Raw genomic sequence first — 18,085 nt, forward strand, 5'->3', positions numbered from 1 at the left:
AGCTCGTGGTCGGGTCGTCCGTTCTGGTCGTGAGCGGGTCGTCCGTTCGGCCCGTGGGCGGGTCGTCCGTTCAGCCGGCCGCGAACCTCCTTCCGCCGACCGTGAACTCGCGCTTCCCACGCTCCGTCCCGTGATGGTCTTGCCCCATGGACATCGTTTTCGTACACGGGGCGTGCGTGCGTGACGCGGCTTGGTGGTGGCACCGCATGGTCGAGCCGCTGGAGGCTTTCGGCCTGCGGTCGGTCGCCGTGGAGCTGCCGAGCTGTGGGGCCGGGGGTGACCTGGAGGCGGACGTGTCGGCGGTGGTCGAGGCCGTGACCAAGCCGTCGGTGCTGGTGGGCCACTCGTACGGGGGTGTGGTGATCACCGAGGCGGCGAGTCGGGTGGACGTGTCGCACCTGGTGTACGTGGCCGGGACGGTGCCGTCGGCGGGAGACTCGCTCTCGTCACTGGCGGCGCCCGGGCCGCCACCGCCGTTCCTGGACTTCGACTTCGACGGGGGAACGGTCGGAGCCGTGAGTTCGATGTTCGCGGAGCTGTTCATGCAGGACTGCGCCCCCGAACTCGTGTCCGGCGGGGCAGAACGGTTGACCAGGCAGTCCCTGGCGGCGTTCGGCCAGCCCGTGACCGTGGGGGTGTCCGCGCCGTCGACGTACGTGGTGTGTGCGGAGGACCGCGCTACGCCGCCGGCTGTGCAGCGGGGGTTCGCGGCGAAGACGGATCGGGTGGTCGAGATGGCCGTGGGCCACCACCCGTTCTTGTCCCGGCCGGTGGAGTTGGCGCTGGTCATCGCTGCGTCGGCCGGAATTGTCGGTGGTCAGGTCTAGCGTGCGGCGGTATGACGTTCGAGATCGGGATGATCACCATCGACACGACGGATCCGCAGCGGCTGGCGGAGTTCTGGACCAAGGCGCTCGGTATGTCGATCAAGCAGGACTGGGGCGAGTTCCTGGTGCTGGCGGCGGACGGTGAGGGCTTGCAGCTGGGGCTGCAGCGGGTCGATGACCCGACGCCGGGAAAGAACAGAGTCCACTTCGACACCCACGTAGCCGACCGCGTAGCCGAAGTCGCCCGCTTGGTGGGACTGGGGGCGACAGAAGTAGGCGAACACACCGTCCCCGGCCTGACGTGGACCGTCCTCGCCGACCCGGACGGCAACCAGTTCTGCATCGGCCAACCAGGCTGACCTGCGGGTTCCCGGCCTCAGGATCGCTCCGAGGTCACTCTTCCGAGCTAACCGGATATGAATGGGCAACTTTCCGCGGACGAGCCGCGTTGCCGGGAAAGAAGGAGGCGGCACGGCGCGGCGGGGACTCCAGGGACGCTGACTCCAGGGACGCTGCGGGACTTCAAGGATCAGACCCGCAGCACTCGGTGGAACGATCGGACCACAGTGCCCAGCGGAAGGACCAAACCGCAGCGACCTCGGCGGATCGGACCGCAGGGGGAGGATCGGACCGCAGGGCTCGCTCTGAAGAGGGACCTCGTGGATCGGACCTGGTCTGAAGAGGGACCTTGTGGTTCGGACCGCGGGGGGTGGTTCGGACCGCGGGAGCGGCGCGGATCGGACTGCGGATCGGACTGCGGATCGGACTGCGGATCGGACTGCGGATCGGACTGCGGGGGCCGGCCCGAACTAAGGGAACTGCGCGAGCGCCTAGGCTGGCCCGTCGTGTTGGTACTGCTCCCCCCGTCGGAGACCAAAGCCCTCGGCGGCTCCGGCGCGCCGCTCGACCTCGACCAGCTCTCGCACACCGAGCTCACCCCGGTGCGAGGCAAGCTGGTCGACGCACTGGTCGACCTCGCGGCGGACGTTCCCGCGAGCCTCGCCGTGCTCGGCCTGTCCGAGCGCCAAGCCGGTGAGGTGGAGCGCAACGCGGAACTCCGCAGCTCCCCCACACTGCCCGCCCTCGCGCGGTACACGGGGGTGCTTTACGACGCGCTTGACCTCGGGTCGCTCACCAAGACCGAGAAAGCCCGTGCCTCGGCGCGGCTTGCGGTGGCGTCGGCGTTGTTCGGCGTCGTCGGCGGTGGGGATCCGATTCCGGCTTACCGGCTGTCGGGCGGGAGCGTGTTGCCGTCGGTCGGGCCGCTTGGCGCGTTGTGGCGGCCGGTGTTGGAACCGGTGCTGGGGTCGGCCGACGAGTTCGTCGTGGACCTGCGGTCGAGTCCGTACACGTCCCTGGCCCGCATCCCCGGTGCCGCGGTGGTCCGCGTGGTCACCGAGGATGCGAAGGGGCGGCGGAATGCGGTCAGCCACTTCAACAAGGCGCACAAGGGGCGGCTGGCTCGGGCGATCGTCCAGTCGCGGGCCGAGCCGAGTGACCTCAAGGGGTTGATCAGGGTGGCGGGTAAGGCCGGGATGCGGGTCGACCTCACTGGGCCAGGCACCGCTGATCTGATCCTGGGAGATTGACTTGTTGGAGATTGACCGGCCTGCGGGCGACGGTGACGTGAGGTTGGGGCCGGCGCTGCGGCTGGGTGTCGTGCGTGGGCTCGGTGTCGTGCGTGGGCTCGGTGTCGTGGCTTGTGGTGGCGTGTAGGTCCGCCTGCATCCGGGGCACGTCTCGGTCCTCGACCTCACTACTACCGGCGAGGCGGCTACCCAGGCGGAACTGGCGGTGGTGGTTGCGCTCCAGGCCGTAGACGACCAGCGCCACTACGGCCAGCACGAACAGGATCGAAGTCATGGCACCAACTCTGCGGTGCACAAGATACTGCCACAATTGGCAGTTGTGCCGTTGTGCATCAAAATCCTGCCAAGTACCGTGAACGCATGCTCCGCACCGTTGCCGCCGTGGTCATCGACGGGCTCGCGCCGTTCGAGTTCGGCGTGATCTGCGAAGTCTTCGGCATCGACCGCACCGACGAAGGCGTCCCGCCCTTCGACTTCCGCGTCTGCGGCGAACACCCCGGCAAACCCGTCACCACCAGCGTCGGCGCCACCCTCACCCCGAACCACGGCCTCGAGGCCCTCCACCAAGCCGACCTGGTCGCCGTCCCCGCCGCCACGATCCGCGCCGACTACCCACCCGCCGTCATCGAAGCGCTCCGCGAAGCCAGCCGACGCGGCAGCACGTTGCTCTCCGTGTGCAGCGGCGCCTTCATCCTCGGGGCGGCCGGTCTGCTCGACGACCGCCGCTGCACCACCCACTGGCGCCACGTCACCGAGTTCGCCGAACGCTTCCCCAACGCCAAGATCGACCCGGACGTCCTGTTCGTGGACGACGGCGACATCGTCACGAGCGCGGGCACCGCTGCGGGCATCGACGCGTGCCTGCACATCGTCCGCCGCGAACTCGGCGCGGCCACCACCGCCACCATCGCGCGCCGCATGGTCGTCGCACCGCAACGCGACGGCGGTCAACGCCAGTTCGTCGCGCTGCCTACGCCTCCGCACCAGGCGGACAGCCTCCAGCCGGTGCTCGCCTGGCTCCAGGACCGGCTCGACGACGAGCACACCATCGCCAGCCTGGCCGACCAGGCGAACATGTCGGAACGGACGTTCGCCCGCCGGTTCGCCGCCGAGACCGGCACGACCCCGCACCGCTGGCTCACCAGCCAACGCGTCCTGCGCGCCCGCCAACTCCTGGAGGAAACGCAGCTCACCGTCGAGGACGTGGCCCACCGCTGCGGCTTCGGCACGGCCGCGTTGTTGCGGCACCACTTCACGTCCGTGGTCGGCCTCTCACCAAAGGATTACCGACGGTCGTTCGCCCACCGCTGCCCGCCGAACGCGTGACAGAGTGCAGCTACCTGTCACCTGTTTGTGACGATAGTGCCAGAATGACCGCGTGAGCCTCGACACACCAGGCGGCACACTCGGCGACCCGCCCGCCGAACCGATCGTCCCCGAGTTACTCAGGGGAATCACCGCAGACCTCCGCACCGACACCCTCGACGCGCCGGAGGCGTTGAAGCGCGTGTGGTCCGGACTCTGCCTCGCCCGCCTGCTCGGTCTGCGCCTCGCCCTGACGGACCGGAAGTGGCGGCAGCGGCAGGTGAACGCCGAGTCCGTGGAACACCAACTCGCCCGCGATCTCGGCACCACGGCGACGTTCGCCGACACCGCGCTCACCCTCCCGTCCGACCCGACGCCCAGACCGCTCGCGGAGGACGAGGTCGAAGACGCGGTGCGGGCCTTGGTCGAGTTCAGCGCCGAAGCCCGGACCAGGATGCTCACGACCGCGCCGCAAGCCTCCGAGTGGCACGACGAACGCGTGCTGCGGCACGACTCGCTGGTGATCGGCGGACTGGCCGCGGCCTGGTTGGGCAACCGCGGCAGCTACCGCGTGGACTCACCACAAGGCCCACAAGGCCCACAAGGCCCACAAGGCCCACAAGGCCCGCAAGGCCCGTAAGGCCGGTAAGGCGCGCAAGCCCCGCGAGGGACCCGTAAGCCTCGCAAGGGAAGTGAGAGCCACAAGCGCAGGCACAAGAAGAAGCGGCGGGATAAATCGGTTGCCGCGGACCCGCGGGGCACGGCAACCTGTTCCCGTACGCGCAGAGCGCCGGTGGTGGAGACCACGGCGGAGTCGAGGAGGTGCCAGATGGCTACAGCTGTCCGGGACGTGGCACCGACCCGTCCGCTCGCCCCGCACTCCTGACGCGAAGGACCACACCGCGCCGGGTGGGGCGATCACTCCCCTTCACCTGGAGCACATCCAGTGCGCGAGCACGAGCATTACGCAGATTTCGAATCCGATTTCGACCACGCCGACGACCTCGGGTGGCAGGTCAAGAAGGCCAAGAAGGCCTTGGCACGCACCGAGGGCGACGTCGAGCCGGGCCGTCGGGGCCGGCTCACCGAAGAGGCCAAGGACCGTCTCGCCCAGATGCGGGAGGACGCGGTCGCCGCGGACGTCCCGCCGGACGGCGACCGGTGGTCCACCTGGGGTGACGCCGACCAGGGGCCGAAGCCGTACCCGTCGTGGCTGGTCACCGACCTGTCCGCGGTGGACCGCGAGCTGGGCGTCGTGAAGACCGGCAAGGAGGCGGACGTCTTCCTGCTGGAACGCGCCATGCCCGGCACCGACCGCTCCTGCCTGATGGCGGCGAAGCGGTATCGCAGCAACGATCACCGGCTGTTCCACCGGGACGCGGGCTATCTCGAAGGCCGGCGGATGCGGCGGTCGCGGGAGATGCGCGCGATGGCGAACCGCAGCGCGTTCGGCCGGAACCTCATCGCGGAGCGGTGGGCGGTGGCCGAGTTCGCCGCGTTGACGACGCTCTGGAAGTTGGGCGCTCCGGTGCCCTATCCGGTGCAGCGTGACGGCACCGAGTTGTTGTTGGAGTTCGTCGGCACGGACGGTGCGGCGGCGCCGCGGTTGGCGCAGTTGCGTCCGGAACCGGACGAGTTGCTGGGGTTGTGGCGGCAGCTTGTGGACGCGTTGAGCGTGATGGCGTCCGCGGGTCTGGGGCACGGCGACCTGTCGGCGTTCAACCTGATGGTGCACGACGGGCGGCTGGTCGTGATCGACCTGCCGCAGGTGGTGGACCTGGTGGCGAACCCGCGCGGGCCGGAGTTCCTGGAGCGGGACGTGCGCAACGTCGCCGGCTGGTTCACCGGGCGGGGCCTGCCGCCGGAGTTGGCGGAGCCCCGTGAGGTCACCGAGATGCTGTTGGACCTGGCGGGGTTGCGCTAACGGCCGGGCCGACGCTGAACAGGGGCCAGATCACGTCGAAGACGGTGTCCGGCGACCGCGGTTCGTCGGTCGCGAGCCAGTGGTAGACGAGCGGTCCGAACAGCAGGTCGCGCACGAGCTCCGGGTCGGCATCGGCCCGGAGCTCGCCGCGTGCCACGCCGCGTCGGACGATCTTGTCGACCAGGGCGTGCCGGTCGGCGAGGAATCCGTCGACCAGGCCGGGCACCCGTCGTGCCTCGGCGTGCACGGCGAGCACGACCCACGAGAGTCCGTCGACCAGCGCGGTCGCGAGGCGGAGCAGGTCTTCGCGCGCGCTGCCGGTGTCCGGGTCGGTCATCGGGATGACGTCGGTCAGCAGCACGTGGGCGACGAGGTGGAGTTTGGTGGGCCATCGCCGGTACAGGGCGGGTCGGCTCACGCCGGCGCGGGCGGCGACCGCGTCGAGGGTCAACGCGTCGAAGCCGACGTCCTCCAGCAGGTCGAGCGTGGCTTTGCTCAACGCTCGGTCGATGTGGGTGCTCCGCGGTCGTCCAGACATACGTTACATCATGTAACGTAAGTGCCATGGTCAGCAAGAAGGTCACGTGGGGCCTGCTCGCCGCGTGGGTCGTGCACGATCTCGAAGAGTTGGCGACGATGGCCCGGTGGACGCGGCGGCACCGGCACGTGCCGACGACCACGACACCGGAGGCGGCGATCGCCATCGGCGTGGTCGGGGTGGTCGTCGCAGCCGCGGCGGCGGACGGCGCGCGCACCGACGGCCGGTCGCGGTTCTTCCAGTCCGTGCTCCTGGGTTTCGGGTTGCACGCAGTCACGCACGTGGCGAGCAGCGCGGTTTTCCGTAGCTACACACCCGGTGTGCTCACCGCGCCGACGGTGGTGGCCCCGTTCAGCCTGTGGGCGTGGCGCCGGCTCAGCCGTGCGGGCGTCCTGGCAAAGCCCTCGTCACGTGCGCTTTTGTGGTTCCCGGTGATCGTCGGGGGTGCGCACGGGATCGCCCGCCTGGTCATGCGTGTGCGCGAGAACACCGCCAGGGTGCCCGACTCCGCCGAATGATCGGCTAGACTGAGTGGTGCACCGCCCGGTGGCGCCGAAAGAGCGCGCCCCAGGCCGCCAGAGTGGCCGGTGGTGCGTCCCAACCACTATCGGCGCGACCGCGCGCCGGGCCCGTCCCCGCGATCGCGCCTGCTGAAGCAGAGCAATCTCCGAGACGTGCCGTGTCCCGGAGGTTTGTTTTGCCGACAATGTCCCAAGGCCGTTCCGAGCGCCCGCAGTTCCGCAGTTCCCGCAGTAACAGGCGCCCAGGCCAGGGCAACCGTCGTCCCGCTTCCGCGGTGGAGCAGGCGACGACCATTCCCGACCACGTCGAGAGCACGATGCCCGAGGGCCCGCTGCCCTCGTTCGCCGAACTGGGTCTGTCCGACGAGTTGCTCGGCGCCCTCACCCAGGCCGGCATCATCGATCCCTTCCCGATCCAGGCCGCGACGCTGCCCGACGCGATGGCCGGCCGCGACGTCCTGGGCCGTGGCCAGACCGGCTCCGGCAAGACGCTGGCCTTCGGCCTGGCGCTGCTGTCCCGTCTCGCGGGTGGCCGGGCCAAGCCGTTGAAGCCGCGCGCCCTCGTGCTGGTGCCGACCCGCGAGTTGGCGATGCAGGTCGAGGAAGCCCTCAACCCGTTCGCCCGTTCGCTGGGCCTCTGGTGCCGCACGGTCGTCGGCGGCACGTCGTTCCCGCGTCAGATCGACGCGCTGCGCCGTGGTGTCGACCTGCTGATCGCGACCCCCGGCCGGTTGTCGGACCACGTCCGGCAGGGCACCGCCGACCTGTCCGAGATCATGTTCACCGCGCTGGACGAGGCCGACCAGATGGCGGACATGGGCTTCATGCCCCAGGTCCGGGCCATCCTCGACCTCACCCCGCAGGACGGGCAGCGACTGCTGTTCTCCGCGACGCTCGACGGCGACGTGGACAAGCTGGTCCGCCAGTACCTGCACAACCCGGTGGTCCACTCGGTCTCGCCGCCCACGGGCAGCGTCACCACGATGGAGCACCACCTGCTGTTCGTGTCCGCCGAGGACAAGCAGAACGTGGTCACCGAAGTCGCCGCGCGCGAGGGCCGCACGATCATGTTCGTGCGCACCAAGCACCACGTGGACAGGTTGACCAAGAAGCTGCGGTCGATGGGCGTGCACGCGGGTGCGTTGCACGGCGGCAAGGCGCAGAGCGCGCGTACGCGGGTGCTCGGCCAGTTCCGCGAGGGCTCGATGCCGGTGCTGATCGCCACGGACGTGGCGGCGCGCGGCATCCACGTGGACGACGTGAGCCTCGTCGTGCACGTCGACCCGCCGGCCGACCCGAAGGACTACCTGCACCGTGCCGGTCGCACGGCGCGTGCCGGGCAGTCCGGGACGGTTGTCACGCTGGTCACGCACGACCAGCGGCGCACCGTTCAGGGCCTGACCGCGCGGGCGGGCGTCCGTCCGACGTCGACCAAGGTCCGTCCCGGTGACGAGGACCTGATCCGCATCACCGGCGCGCGGGTGCCCAGCGGCATTCCCGTGGTCGAGCCGGAGGTCCCCGTGCGCGCTCGTCGCGGCGGTGGCGGTCCGCGTCGCAGTGGCGGTGCGGGCGGCGGCGGTTTCCGCGGTGGCCGTTTCGACGGTGAGCGTGGCCGTGGCGGCGCGGCGGCGGGTCGTCCTCGCCGGGTGGCCAGCACCGGCAGCACCCAGCACTAGTTCACAGCACTAGTTCACAGCATTTGGTTCGCGGGCACGGCTTCACAGCGCTGACCGCGGGCTCGACGGCCCGGAATTGTCGGACCGTTCTGGCAGGATAAAAGCAGGGGTCCCCTTGGCGGGGGACCCCTGCTTTGCGTTTCCTGGCCGTGGTGCGGAACTCAGCAGGGACGGAAGAGCCGTACCCCTGGAGGTTCTCGTCCCACACCCAGCCCGCGATGTCCTGGCCCACCACGCGTACCCACGTCCACGTGTTGCCGTAGTCGTTCGTCGTGTAGCAGTGGTAATGCAGGCGCGTGCTGCTGTCGATGGAGCAGTCCCCGTACGGCCCTCTCGACCGCACCGGCACACTCGACTTGGACGGGTAGCCGTTGTTGTACGAGTCCTTCGCCGAGTGCGTGTGGTAGCTGTCCGGCCTTGGCTGGAAGCACGCAGGCGGATCGCCGGGGACGCCACCGCGGAACCGGCGGCCGAGACCCGGAGGGTTCCGAGGCCCTCGGCCAGCGCTTCTTCGTCGATCTCCTGCCACCGCCCCCGTAGCGCCGACCGCGCACCCTCGACCACCGCCGCGAGCACCGACATGAGGTCGTTTCGGGGATTGTCCGGGATGGCAGGCGTTCTGCGCGCTTATGATCTTCGGATGCCCGATTCCAGACCGGCGACGTCATGACTACCGGTGTCCGGTGGCCTCGACAGGTGGCCGCACTCGTCGGCCTGGTCGTCGGTCTGACGGTGTACTCGTGGTTGCACAACTTGGCGGGAACGGATGTCGCGGCGGCGACGGCGAACGCCCAAGCGCTGCAATCACTGGAACGCTCGCTGAACCTCGACATCGAACTGGCGGCCAACCAGTGGCTTGCCCGGAGCCCGGTGCTGACGCAGTCGGCGGTGCTGTACTACCGCTTGTACTACCTGCCGCTGGCCGCCGTGTTGCTGTGGGTGCTGTTCTTCCGCAACGAAGTGTTCCCCACGGTCGTCCGCACCCTGATCGTGATGGCGCCCTTGGCGTTGCTCGTCTTCTGGCTGCTGCCGATGTCCCCACCTCGGTTCGCACTGCCCGGGATCGTCGACATCGTGGCCGAGCACGACCTGTTCAACCGCGGCGCGTCGCGTGATCTGACGAACGGTCGCAACCACTTCTCGGCGATGCCGAGCCTGCACGTCGGATGGTCGGGGCTGTGCGCCTACGCCGCGTGGTTGGGCGCACGCGGCACACATCCACGTCTCGCCCTGCTCGCCTGGCTGTTCCCCGCCGGGATGGTCGCCGTCGTCTTCACCACCGGCAACCACTACGTCCTGGACGTGGTCGGGAGCGCGCTGCTGCTGACGACCTCGATCGCCGCGGCGGCGGCTTGGGGGCGGTGGCGCTGGGCCCGAACACTGATGTCGCCGGTCGGCTGAGGCCCATTCAGCTCAACAACGCGTCGGCGCGCGTGGTGCGCATGTGCAGGACGTGCCGCCCCTCGCGCCGCGTCGTGACCAGGCGGGCCGCACGCAGGACGCCGATGTGCTGGGACACGGCACCGGCCGTGACGCCCAGCGCCACCGCCAGATCCGCTGTGCTCTTCGGCGCTTCGAGCAACGTCAGCAAGTGCGCGCGCGTGCGGCCGATCAGAGCGGCCAGGTCGTCCGGTGTGCTCCGGTCCTCCCACAGCGTCCCGATGCCGCGCGCCGGGTAGCGCAGCACGCCCTGGCCGACGGGGTCGATCGCGATCCACGCCTTCGGCCAGCAGAACACGCTGGGGCACAGCACGAGTCCGTGTTCGGCCAGGTCCACCCGGTGTTCGGGCTTGCGGTGCAGGACGAGTTCGCCGTCGGCCCACGTGACTTCCGGGTGCAGGTCGTGGAACACGGCCTCGACGCCCTTGTCCGCCAGGGTCGCCGCCCGTGCCGCGATGTCCGCCTCCAGCACCGCCGTGATCCGCTTCCAGTGCGGTGCGATGAGCACTTCGTGGCAGCGCCGGATGACGTCGGCCTCAGGCTGCCGCACGTCACGCAGTTCCGCTTCCAGGTCCGGCATCCGCACGTCCGGCACGGGCATCAGGTCGGCCGGTTTCGCGGGGCCCTCCAACCGGGCCAGCAGCGTGTCCAGGCCGGTGATCCCGTCGACCCGTTCCCGCGCCCACCGCACCCACGGCAGGTGCACGGCGTGCGCTCCCGGGGTGCGCAGCCCGTCGACCGCCATGACCGTCTCGAACACCGCGGAGTAGGCGAACCTGACCTTGGCCAGCCCCACCCCGGCCAACCGGACCCACACCGCCACGCCGACCCCGTTCCGCACGGCCCGCCATTCCGGCCGCAGCGAAAGCATTGTCCCACCGAGGGGTGTGGCCTGCCCTACCTCCGGGTGTCCCGCCCGCACCAGTGATCGCGGCGGCCCGTCGGTCGAGGCTTGTCCCATGACGAAGACGTGGCACCGGCCGACCCTCTGGGTGGCCGTGGTGATGGCGGTGGGCGCGGTGGGGTGCGCGGTGGCTCTGCTGGTCGACGGGCGGGTGCTGCAAGGGGAATCGGTGTGGGCGAAGCCGTTCAAGTTCTCGGTGTCGCTGGCGGTCTACTCGGCGACCCTGTCGTGGATGCTGTCCCTGCCGCACAGGGGACGCCGGTGGACGTCGGGCCTCGGCACCGTGATCGCGGCGATCATGTTCATGGAGGTCGGGCTGATCGCGGTCCAGGCCGGACGGGGCATGTTCACCCACTACAACACGTCCGACGAGCCGCTGAACGAGTTCCTCCAGAGCACGTTCGCCCTCGCGATCCCGGCGATGTTCCTGGCCAACATCGCGCTGGCGCTGGTCCTGTCGTTCCAGCGGTTCGGCCGGCCGGACGTGCGGTGGGCCGTGCGCGGCGGGCTGTACCTGGCGGTCCTGGGCATGTTCACCGGCTACCTGATGGTGTTCCAGATCGGCAAGCGGGTCACGGCGGTGGACGCGGGCGGGCGGCCGGCGGAGTTGGTCGGCGGGCACAGCGTCGGCGTGCCGGACGGTGGACCGGGGATGCCGCTCACCGGGTGGAGCACCACCGGTGGCGACCTGCGCGTCCCGCACTTCGTCGGGATGCACGGCCTCCAGGTGATGATCCTGCTGGCACTGGGCCTGGCCGCGTTCGGGCTGGTGGAACGCGTCCGCACCCGACTGGTCGGCGTGGCCGCGTTCGGCTACCTCGGACTGCTCGCGCTGCTCACGTGGCAGGCGTTGCGCGGTGAGTCGCTGGTCCACCCCGGCGGCACGACGTTGGCCGCCCTGGGCGGGCTGGCCGTGGTCGTCGCCGCCGGGGCGGCATGGGCGGTCAGGAGCGGAACGGGAGTTCCTTCGCCAGTCCGGCAACCGGTCCCACAACGATGATCGCGGGCGGGCGGATGCCGTGCTCGGCGATGTCGGCGGCCAGGGAGTCCAATGTGGACCGGACGACCTTCTGCGTCCGCGTGGTGCCCTCCTGGATCACCGACACGGGGGTGTCGCCCGGCCGGCCCGCCATCAACGCGTCCGCGAACGCCGCCGCCCGCTCCACGCCCATGAGGATCACGACCGTGCCGCTCAGCCGGGCCAACGCCGACCAGTCGACCAGCGATCGCGGGTCGTCCGGCGCGACGTGGCCGGACACGACCACCACCTCGTGCGCCACGCCGCGGTGCGTGACCGGCACGTCCGCCAGCGCCGGCACGCCGAACGCGCTGGTCACGCCCGGCACGACGGTGACCGGAACGCCCGCCTCGGCGCACGCGATCAGCTCTTCGAAGCCCCGGCCGAACACGTACGGGTCACCGCCCTTGAGGCGGACCACGAACTTGCCCGCCTTGGCGTTCTCGACAAGCGTGGTGTTGATGAAGTCCTGGGTCGCGGCCCGCCCGTACGGGATCTTCGCCGCGTCCACCACCTCGACGTGCGGCGGCAGTTCGTCCAGCAGCTCACGCGGCCCGAGCCGGTCGGCGACCACGACGTCCGCCCTGGCCAGCAGCCGGCGACCGCGCACGGTGATCAGGTCCGGGTCGCCGGGGCCGCCGCCGACGAGCGCCACGCCCGCGGGCTGGTCGTGGTGGTCGGCGATGGAGCCGTCGCGCAGCGCGGACAGCAGGCCGTCGCGGACGCTCGCGGAACGGCGGTGCTGCCCGCCGGCGAGGACACCCAGCAGCAGGCCGTCGTGCGCGCCGACCGCGGGCGTCACGGCGGTGCCCTTCACGGCCACGTCGGCGCGCACGCAGAACACGCGGCGCTCCTCGGCGTCCGAGGTGACCCGGGCGTTCACTTCGGGCGAGGATGTGCAGGCCAGCACGTACCAGGCGCCGTCCAGGTCGCCGTCGGTGTATTCGCGGGCGTGCCACGTCGCCTCGCCGCCCTCGACGATGCCCTGGACCGCCGGGGTCACCTCGGGCGAGATCACCTCCACCCTCGCGCCCGCCGCGACCAGCCTGGGCAGCCTGCGCTGCGCGACCGTGCCGCCGCCGACGACGACGACCCGCCGACCGGTCAGGTCGAGGCCCACGAGGTAGTGCTGTTCACCGTGCATGGGTAGAAGCATCCACACCGGACATGTCCTGTCCAACCCTGGTGCTCACATCACGAGAACCTCGAACCCGGCGGCGAGCCTGCCGCCGAACCGCGCGCCCGTCTGTTCGGCCGCCTCGCGCAGGAACACCTCGGGCTGTCCCATGTCGCCGCCCAACGCCTCCAAGTAGGCCTTGTGCTCCCGCAACGACGCGACACCGAGGTCGAACGTGTCGGTCAGGTCCACCGCGTGCCCGCCGTACGGGGAGGCGTTGACTGCGACGAACCGCACACCGCTCCACGGCTCCAGATCGAGGTCGCGGAACACCCACCGGTTGGCGGCGTCCCGGACCGCGTCGATGACGGCCCGGCCGACGGCGGCGTGGTCGGCCATGTTGAGGAACCCGCCGGGGAACGTCTCGTGGTGGTTGCCGGTGATCACCACGTCGGGGCGGTGCCGGCGGATCGCGGCGGCGATGTCGCGGCGCAGCGGCAGGCCGTACTCGATCATCCCGTCGGGGTGGTCCAGGAACTCCACCACGTCCACGCCCACGACGGCGGCACTGGCGGTCTGCTCACGCACCCGCAACGGCCCGGCCTGCTCCGGTGGCAGGGTGTCGATCCCCGCCTCACCCCGGCTGGCCAGCACGTATGCGACGTGCTTGCCCTGCGCCGTCCAGCGCGCGATCGCGCCGGACGCCCCGTACTCCAGGTCGTCGGGGTGCGCGACCACCGCCAACGCCCGCTCCCAGTCCTCCGGCACCGGTTCCAGATCAGGCAGGTCCGACATGCAGACGACGCTACGCCGGCCCGATGGGTGCCCGCTGGTCCGGCGCGAACTCGATCCGGGCGTGCCCGCGACGACTGGCAGCGGACCCGGGACGTGCCTCGGACGTGCCCACGGCCGGAGAACCACCCGGTCGTGGGCACGTCCCGTGGACTACAGCTGCGCGGTGATCGTGGAGTAGTACGAGGCGATCCGCGCGTACACGCCGGGGTAGCCGGCGAGCGCGCAGCCGCGGCCGAACGACGTGGCCCCGATCAGCTTGCCCCCCGCGACCAGCGGGCCGCCCGAGTCACCCTGGCAGGTGTCCGTGCCACCGTTCGGGTAGCCGGCGCACACCATCGAGGTCGGGCTGTAGTTCGAGTACGCGGTCCTGCAGGTGGCGTCGGACGTCACCGGCACGGTCGCGCCGAGCAGGTAGCGGGACGCCGAGCAGCCGGAGCAGGTGGTGCCCCATCCGTAGATCCGTGCGCTCGTGCCCGCCGCGTACAGGGCCGTGTCGGACGGGGTGGCCAGCGGCAGGTAGGTGGACGAGATGCTGGTGCCCAAGGTCAGCACCGCGACGTCGTAGCCGGAGCTCGCGGTCCGGTAGCTGGGGTGCACCCAGATCCGGCTCACCGTGACGACGCGGCCCGCCGTGCTCTGCTTGTCGTCGCGGCCGTGCACCACGCGGGTGCTCGACGCGGTGCGCCCGCTCACGCAGTGCGCGGCGGTGACGACCTTGTTCGCGCGGACGAGCGTGCCGCCGCAGAACTGGCTGCCGGTGCTGGTGGTCAGGTACACGACCCACGGGTAGGTGCTGGTGGACACGCGCGAGCCGCCGACGATGTACGGCGACACACCGGTGTCGGACGTGTCGGCCGAGGCGGGCGCGACGGTCATCAGGGCTATCGCGGCCACGGCCGCGGCCAACGAGGTGATCAGGCGATGCAGGGTTTTCGCCATGTCGATCCTTCCAGGGCAGGGATGCGCCGTGTCGCGGCGCACACTCCCAGCTAGGACCAAGACGGCGAACCCGACAAGGGCCTTTAGAAGGCTGCGGACGGCTTCACAGTTGACGAGTGACGCCCGTCACGCGAACGACATCGGCGTGAATCGGCCCGGCAACAACCGGCCCGGCGCCCGAATCCACGAACGCCACCGCCGCGCCCGCTTCGGCCAACCGCACCGCGCCGTCCGTCCGCACCCGTGTGCCGGGCCTCAGCAGGTGGCGGACCTGTGCCACGCATTCGGCGTTGCCGACCACTACCGACGCCCGCCGCAGCTCGGCCTCGGCGCGCGGTGTGCGTTCGTCCGCGTCACCCGGACCCAGTCCCACCAGCGCCAACCGGCCGCGCGGCAGCACGCGTGCGGCGGCGACCGTCACCCCTTCGCCCTTCACCTTCTCGGCGGCGATCTCCACCCGGCCGCCACCGGACAGCTGCACCGCGCCGCGCAACGCCGCCGCCTCGGCCACGCTCGGGATGCCGATGGCGAGTTCCGCCGGGTTCGGCACCGGGATCACCGCCAGCTCCTCGCCCGGGTAGGCGAGCAGCGGCGCGGTGGTCGAGTCGTGCCAGAAACCCCAGTCCTCCAAGGCGTCCGCGATACCGGGCTCGGCGACCTTGCGGTCCAGCGTGGCGAACGCCCGGACGGCGCGCAGGTCCAGCCCGCGCTGCTCCTCCAGCTGCGCCAACGCCGCCGACACGGCCGACGCCGTCACCCCCGTGCTCGATCCGACGCCGACGACGAGCGTGCGCGGAACGATCCGCACCAGGCCGTCCGGCTGCGGTCCCTTGGGCACGCGGTCGTCCACCAACACCGTCCAGGCGGGCCCGTGCCCGTCCATGACCACGTTGTCCGGCAGGGCGGGCAGCGGGAAGCCGAGCGGGTTCGCCAGCACCACCGGCTCGCCCGCGCGCACCGCCGCGCCGCACCCGACGAGGTCGCCGTCCACGGTGGCGTCCAGCAGCTCCACCAGCTCGTCCAGCGGCGAGTCCGACGACGCGGACGTCGTCACCGGTCGCACGCCGAGCACGTCCGCGACCCGTTCGGCCAACGCGTCCGCGCCGCCCAGCAGCGCCACCGCGTACCCGCCGTCCACGCACACCACGCCCGGGTCGGACCGTTCGTCACGCAGCAACGGCGCGACGAGCCGCACGGTCGCCTCCGTGCCGAGGAAGAACACCGCCGACCCCAGCCGCGGCCACAACGCGCGCAACGCGGGCCTTACCGGACCGTCCGGCACCACCGCGTCCGGCCCGAGGAACCCGGCCAGCTCGACCGCGGCCCGCCGCCCACGCCCGCCGGCGGCGAACACCCCGATCAAGCCTTCTTCCTTCCGTTCAGCACGGTCACCGGGTTGGTGGCCAGCAACGTGCCGCCGGTCAGCCGGGCGGCGGACAGCTGGCTGCCCTCGACCTCGTAACCGGCCTCCAGCAAGGCGTCCCGTGCGGGCACCACGCGGTCCAGGTCCGGGGTCGCCACCACGATCCGCCGGGCGCCCGACCGCACGCACCGCCGCACCACGTCCGGGCCACCGCCGCCGACGAACACCGCGTCCGGCCGGGGCAGCTCGCCCGCGTCGGCCAGCTCCGCCTCGACCACCCGCACGTCCACGCCGTGCGCGGAGGCGTTGGCGATGATCCGCACGCACTGCACCGGGTCGCGTTCCACCGCGACGACCGCCGCGCCGAGCCGCGCGCACTCGACGCCGATCGCGCCGGGGCCCGCGCCCACGTCCCAGATCAGCACGCCGGGGCGCGGGCCGAGCCGGGCCAGCACCAGCGCCCGCACCTCGGCCACCGCGATCATGCCTTCGCGGTGCGCGAAATCGTCGTCCGGCAACGCCCAGCCCTCGCCCTCGGGCGCGAAGTTCTGCTCCGCCAGGCACAGGATCGCGCCCGGCTCGGACCACGGCCGCGCCACCGCGTCCGCCGGGTCCACAGTGGACAGACCGGCGGCGGACTCGACCACCAGCGTCCGCCGCCACCCGGCCAGCCCGCGGGCCAGCTCGGCCGGGTCGGCGCCGGACACCACGACCGCGGGCCGCGCCCGGCACACGTTCAGCGCGTGCCGGGGGCCCACCGCCTCGGCGTCCACCACGGTGACCTCGGCCCAGGAACGACCGGCTTCGGTGACGAACCGGTGCAGCGCGACGACGTCCATGTCAGTTGGCACGCCTGTTCTTCTTCGTCCGCGATCCGGTCGGCTTGCGCGGCGTCGTGCTCGCCCGCACGGTGGGCGGCGAGGGCTTCGCGGCGGCGGCGACCACCGGCTTGGGCTTCGGCTTCGCCTCCGATTCCGCGGGCCGCGGCGCACCGGTCACCGGCCCGGTTTCGGCGACCTCGCTTGGGGCGGCCTCGTTTTGGGCCGGCTCCGGCACCTCCACGACCAGTTCCAGCACCGGCTCGCGGACCGGCTCGGGCTTCGCCTTCGGCTGCCCGGGACGCTTGGTGCGCGCCCTCTCCTGCCAGTCGTGCACCGCCGACCACGCCGCCGCCGACGGCGACTCCGGGTCCGGCCGACTCTCCGTCAACGGCTGGACGCCCCGCGACTGCCGGCTTTCCGACTGCCGGCTTTCCGACGGTGGCTGGACGTCCGGCAGTGGTGCGGAATCCAGCAGTGGCTGGACATCCGCGACCGGCCGGACCCGCTTGGACCACTTCGACGTCCGCGGCCGGCGCACCGGCTCGTCACCCTCGACCACCGCGGCACGGCGGCGGGGCGTGGACTGCGCGAGCACCTTGCCGATCAGGAACAGCGTGGTGCGGTAGAGCTTGTGCTCCTTGACGCACGCCTCCAGCTCGCCGAGCGTGGTCTGCGCGACCGTCTCGTCCGGCCAGGAAACCTTGTACGCCACCACGACCGGCGTGTCGTCCGCGTAACCACCCGCACGCAACTGCTCGACCAGCAGACCGGTGCGCGCGCCCGACGCGGAGATCGCCATCGTGGTGCCGTGCGCGGCGAACTCCCTGATGTGCTCGGCGCTCTCGGGACCGGCCAGCAGCAGCGACTGGGCGACGTCCGAAGTGGTCAGCTCACGGCCGACGGACGCCGCGGCGGCGGAAATGTGGGACACGCCGGGCACCACGTCGATCTCCAGGCCCAGCCGACGGCACACGTCCTGCTGGTCGCGCAGGCCGCCCCACAGCGCCGGATCGCCCGCGTGCAGCCGCACGACCTTCAGCTTGCCCGCCGACGAGCGCCGGTACACCTCGGCCACTTCGGACTCGGTGACCCGGGAGAAGTCGACCAGCTCGGCGTCCGGGCGGGCGTGCTCGCGCACGCACTCGACCTCGATGACACCGGGCGACCACAACACGACGTCGGCCTCGGCTATCCGCTTCGCGCCGCGGACGGTGATGAGATCGGCGGCGCCGGGACCGGCGCCCACGAAGGAGACCCGACCAGTCATCACAACTGCTCCCCACGACGTGTTCGGCTTGGTGGGCAAGG

General features: G+C 71.3%; 19 protein-coding genes. 10 read left to right on the plus strand and 9 right to left on the minus strand.

What is annotated here, in order from left to right; all coding sequences use genetic code 11:
* The first annotated feature begins 146 nt into the window (after nt 1–146).
* The 3 genes from F4560_RS24655 to yaaA all read left to right on the plus strand — a co-directional run bounded on the left by F4560_RS24655 (nt 147) and on the right by yaaA (nt 2,416).
* Entirely contained in the window at nt 147–827 is a 681-nt protein-coding gene (locus tag F4560_RS24655; protein WP_184923626.1) for an alpha/beta hydrolase, read from the plus strand.
* Nucleotides 828–838: 11 nt separating this feature from the next.
* Nucleotides 839–1,186 carry a VOC family protein gene (locus F4560_RS24660; protein WP_184923628.1) on the plus strand — a complete coding sequence of 116 codons (348 nt, stop codon included), beginning with the start codon at nt 839–841 and terminating at the stop codon, nt 1,184–1,186.
* 486 nt (nt 1,187–1,672) lie between these two features.
* Nucleotides 1,673–2,416 carry a peroxide stress protein YaaA gene (yaaA, locus tag F4560_RS44930; protein ID WP_184923630.1) on the plus strand — a complete coding sequence of 248 codons (744 nt, stop codon included), beginning with the start codon at nt 1,673–1,675 and terminating at the stop codon, nt 2,414–2,416.
* Here the strand turns inward: yaaA and F4560_RS24670 are convergent.
* Complete coding sequence (locus F4560_RS24670) at nt 2,376–2,690, minus strand: hypothetical protein (protein WP_184923632.1); 315 nt, start codon at nt 2,688–2,690, stop codon at nt 2,376–2,378. The two genes, yaaA and F4560_RS24670, sit on opposite strands and share 41 nt — an antisense overlap.
* A gap of 86 nt (nt 2,691–2,776) precedes the next feature.
* On the opposite strand from F4560_RS24670, the gene F4560_RS24675 reads away from it, so the two are divergent.
* From F4560_RS24675 to F4560_RS24685, 3 genes are all read left to right on the plus strand, one after another.
* A complete protein-coding gene (locus tag F4560_RS24675; RefSeq protein WP_184923634.1) occupies nt 2,777–3,742 on the plus strand; it encodes a GlxA family transcriptional regulator in 966 nt (321 codons plus the stop codon).
* Between the two features lie 52 nt (nt 3,743–3,794).
* Entirely contained in the window at nt 3,795–4,361 is a 567-nt protein-coding gene (locus F4560_RS43750) for a hypothetical protein (RefSeq protein WP_221483629.1), read from the plus strand.
* A 306-nt stretch (nt 4,362–4,667) separates the two neighbouring features.
* Entirely contained in the window at nt 4,668–5,645 is a 978-nt protein-coding gene (locus F4560_RS24685; protein WP_184923636.1) for a serine protein kinase RIO, read from the plus strand.
* Here the strand turns inward: F4560_RS24685 and F4560_RS24690 are convergent.
* Complete coding sequence (locus tag F4560_RS24690; RefSeq protein ID WP_184923637.1) at nt 5,608–6,183, minus strand: TetR/AcrR family transcriptional regulator; 576 nt, start codon at nt 6,181–6,183, stop codon at nt 5,608–5,610. The genes F4560_RS24685 and F4560_RS24690 overlap by 38 nt on opposite strands.
* Before the next feature lie 26 nt (nt 6,184–6,209).
* Here F4560_RS24690 and F4560_RS24695 point away from each other — a divergent pair, with 26 nt between their 5' ends.
* From F4560_RS24695 to F4560_RS24705, 3 genes are all read left to right on the plus strand, one after another.
* Entirely contained in the window at nt 6,210–6,701 is a 492-nt protein-coding gene (locus F4560_RS24695) for an HXXEE domain-containing protein (protein ID WP_184923639.1), read from the plus strand.
* A gap of 188 nt (nt 6,702–6,889) precedes the next feature.
* Nucleotides 6,890–8,380 carry a DEAD/DEAH box helicase gene (locus F4560_RS24700; protein WP_376775341.1) on the plus strand — a complete coding sequence of 497 codons (1,491 nt, stop codon included), beginning with the start codon at nt 6,890–6,892 and terminating at the stop codon, nt 8,378–8,380.
* A gap of 696 nt (nt 8,381–9,076) precedes the next feature.
* Nucleotides 9,077–9,781, plus strand: a complete 705-nt coding sequence (locus tag F4560_RS24705; protein WP_312869463.1) for a phosphatase PAP2 family protein — start codon at nt 9,077–9,079, stop codon at nt 9,779–9,781.
* Nucleotides 9,782–9,788: 7 nt separating this feature from the next.
* Here the strand turns inward: F4560_RS24705 and F4560_RS24710 are convergent, their stop codons facing one another.
* Nucleotides 9,789–10,691: an ArsR/SmtB family transcription factor gene (locus F4560_RS24710; protein WP_184923646.1), complete on the minus strand. Its 903-nt coding sequence runs from the start codon at nt 10,689–10,691 to the stop codon at nt 9,789–9,791.
* A gap of 88 nt (nt 10,692–10,779) precedes the next feature.
* On the opposite strand from F4560_RS24710, the gene F4560_RS24715 reads away from it, so the two are divergent.
* On the plus strand, nt 10,780–11,724 hold the full coding sequence (locus tag F4560_RS24715) for a hypothetical protein (RefSeq protein WP_184923648.1): 945 nt from the start codon (nt 10,780–10,782) through the stop codon (nt 11,722–11,724).
* On the opposite strand, the gene cobA is transcribed toward F4560_RS24715, so the two are convergent.
* The 6 genes from cobA to F4560_RS24745 form a co-directional block, all read right to left on the minus strand.
* Nucleotides 11,669–12,886, minus strand: a complete 1,218-nt coding sequence (cobA, locus tag F4560_RS24720) for a uroporphyrinogen-III C-methyltransferase (protein WP_184923649.1) — start codon at nt 12,884–12,886, stop codon at nt 11,669–11,671. The two genes, F4560_RS24715 and cobA, sit on opposite strands and share 56 nt — an antisense overlap.
* A 45-nt stretch (nt 12,887–12,931) precedes the next feature.
* Nucleotides 12,932–13,654: a PIG-L deacetylase family protein gene (locus tag F4560_RS24725; RefSeq protein ID WP_184923651.1), complete on the minus strand. Its 723-nt coding sequence runs from the start codon at nt 13,652–13,654 to the stop codon at nt 12,932–12,934.
* Nucleotides 13,655–13,804: 150 nt separating this feature from the next.
* Complete coding sequence (locus F4560_RS24730; RefSeq protein ID WP_184923653.1) at nt 13,805–14,593, minus strand: S1 family peptidase; 789 nt, start codon at nt 14,591–14,593, stop codon at nt 13,805–13,807.
* A 103-nt stretch (nt 14,594–14,696) separates the two neighbouring features.
* Complete coding sequence (locus tag F4560_RS24735) at nt 14,697–15,947, minus strand: cobalamin biosynthesis protein (RefSeq protein WP_312869864.1); 1,251 nt, start codon at nt 15,945–15,947, stop codon at nt 14,697–14,699.
* A gap of 5 nt (nt 15,948–15,952) precedes the next feature.
* A complete protein-coding gene (locus tag F4560_RS24740; RefSeq protein WP_184923658.1) occupies nt 15,953–16,807 on the minus strand; it encodes a bifunctional cobalt-precorrin-7 (C(5))-methyltransferase/cobalt-precorrin-6B (C(15))-methyltransferase in 855 nt (284 codons plus the stop codon).
* On the minus strand, nt 16,797–18,044 hold the full coding sequence (locus F4560_RS24745) for a cobalt-precorrin-4/precorrin-4 C(11)-methyltransferase (RefSeq protein ID WP_184923660.1): 1,248 nt from the start codon (nt 18,042–18,044) through the stop codon (nt 16,797–16,799). The genes F4560_RS24740 and F4560_RS24745 overlap by 11 nt, the downstream gene beginning before the upstream one ends.
* Nucleotides 18,045–18,085 lie beyond the last annotated feature (41 nt).

This window comes from Saccharothrix ecbatanensis, assembly GCF_014205015.1.
Classification (GTDB): domain Bacteria; phylum Actinomycetota; class Actinomycetes; order Mycobacteriales; family Pseudonocardiaceae; genus Actinosynnema; species Actinosynnema ecbatanense.

Bases quoted from the DNA above. Each gene is read 5' to 3' on its own strand.
- F4560_RS24655 (WP_184923626.1), top strand. From the start codon at position 147: ATGGACATCGTTTTCGTACACGGGGCGTGCGTGCGTGACGCGGCTTGG.
- F4560_RS24660 (WP_184923628.1), top strand. From the start codon at position 839: ATGACGTTCGAGATCGGGATGATCACCATCGACACGACGGATCCGCAG.
- F4560_RS24670 (WP_184923632.1), bottom strand. From the start codon at position 2,690: ATGACTTCGATCCTGTTCGTGCTGGCCGTAGTGGCGCTGGTCGTCTAC.
- F4560_RS24675 (WP_184923634.1), top strand. From the start codon at position 2,777: ATGCTCCGCACCGTTGCCGCCGTGGTCATCGACGGGCTCGCGCCGTTC.
- F4560_RS24690 (WP_184923637.1), bottom strand. From the start codon at position 6,183: ATGTCTGGACGACCGCGGAGCACCCACATCGACCGAGCGTTGAGCAAA.
- F4560_RS24695 (WP_184923639.1), top strand. From the start codon at position 6,210: ATGGTCAGCAAGAAGGTCACGTGGGGCCTGCTCGCCGCGTGGGTCGTG.
- F4560_RS24700 (WP_376775341.1), top strand. From the start codon at position 6,890: ATGTCCCAAGGCCGTTCCGAGCGCCCGCAGTTCCGCAGTTCCCGCAGT.
- F4560_RS24710 (WP_184923646.1), bottom strand. From the start codon at position 10,691: ATGCTTTCGCTGCGGCCGGAATGGCGGGCCGTGCGGAACGGGGTCGGC.
- F4560_RS24715 (WP_184923648.1), top strand. From the start codon at position 10,780: ATGACGAAGACGTGGCACCGGCCGACCCTCTGGGTGGCCGTGGTGATG.
- cobA (WP_184923649.1), bottom strand. From the start codon at position 12,886: ATGCACGGTGAACAGCACTACCTCGTGGGCCTCGACCTGACCGGTCGG.
- F4560_RS24725 (WP_184923651.1), bottom strand. From the start codon at position 13,654: ATGTCGGACCTGCCTGATCTGGAACCGGTGCCGGAGGACTGGGAGCGG.
- F4560_RS24730 (WP_184923653.1), bottom strand. From the start codon at position 14,593: ATGGCGAAAACCCTGCATCGCCTGATCACCTCGTTGGCCGCGGCCGTG.
- F4560_RS24745 (WP_184923660.1), bottom strand. From the start codon at position 18,044: ATGACTGGTCGGGTCTCCTTCGTGGGCGCCGGTCCCGGCGCCGCCGAT.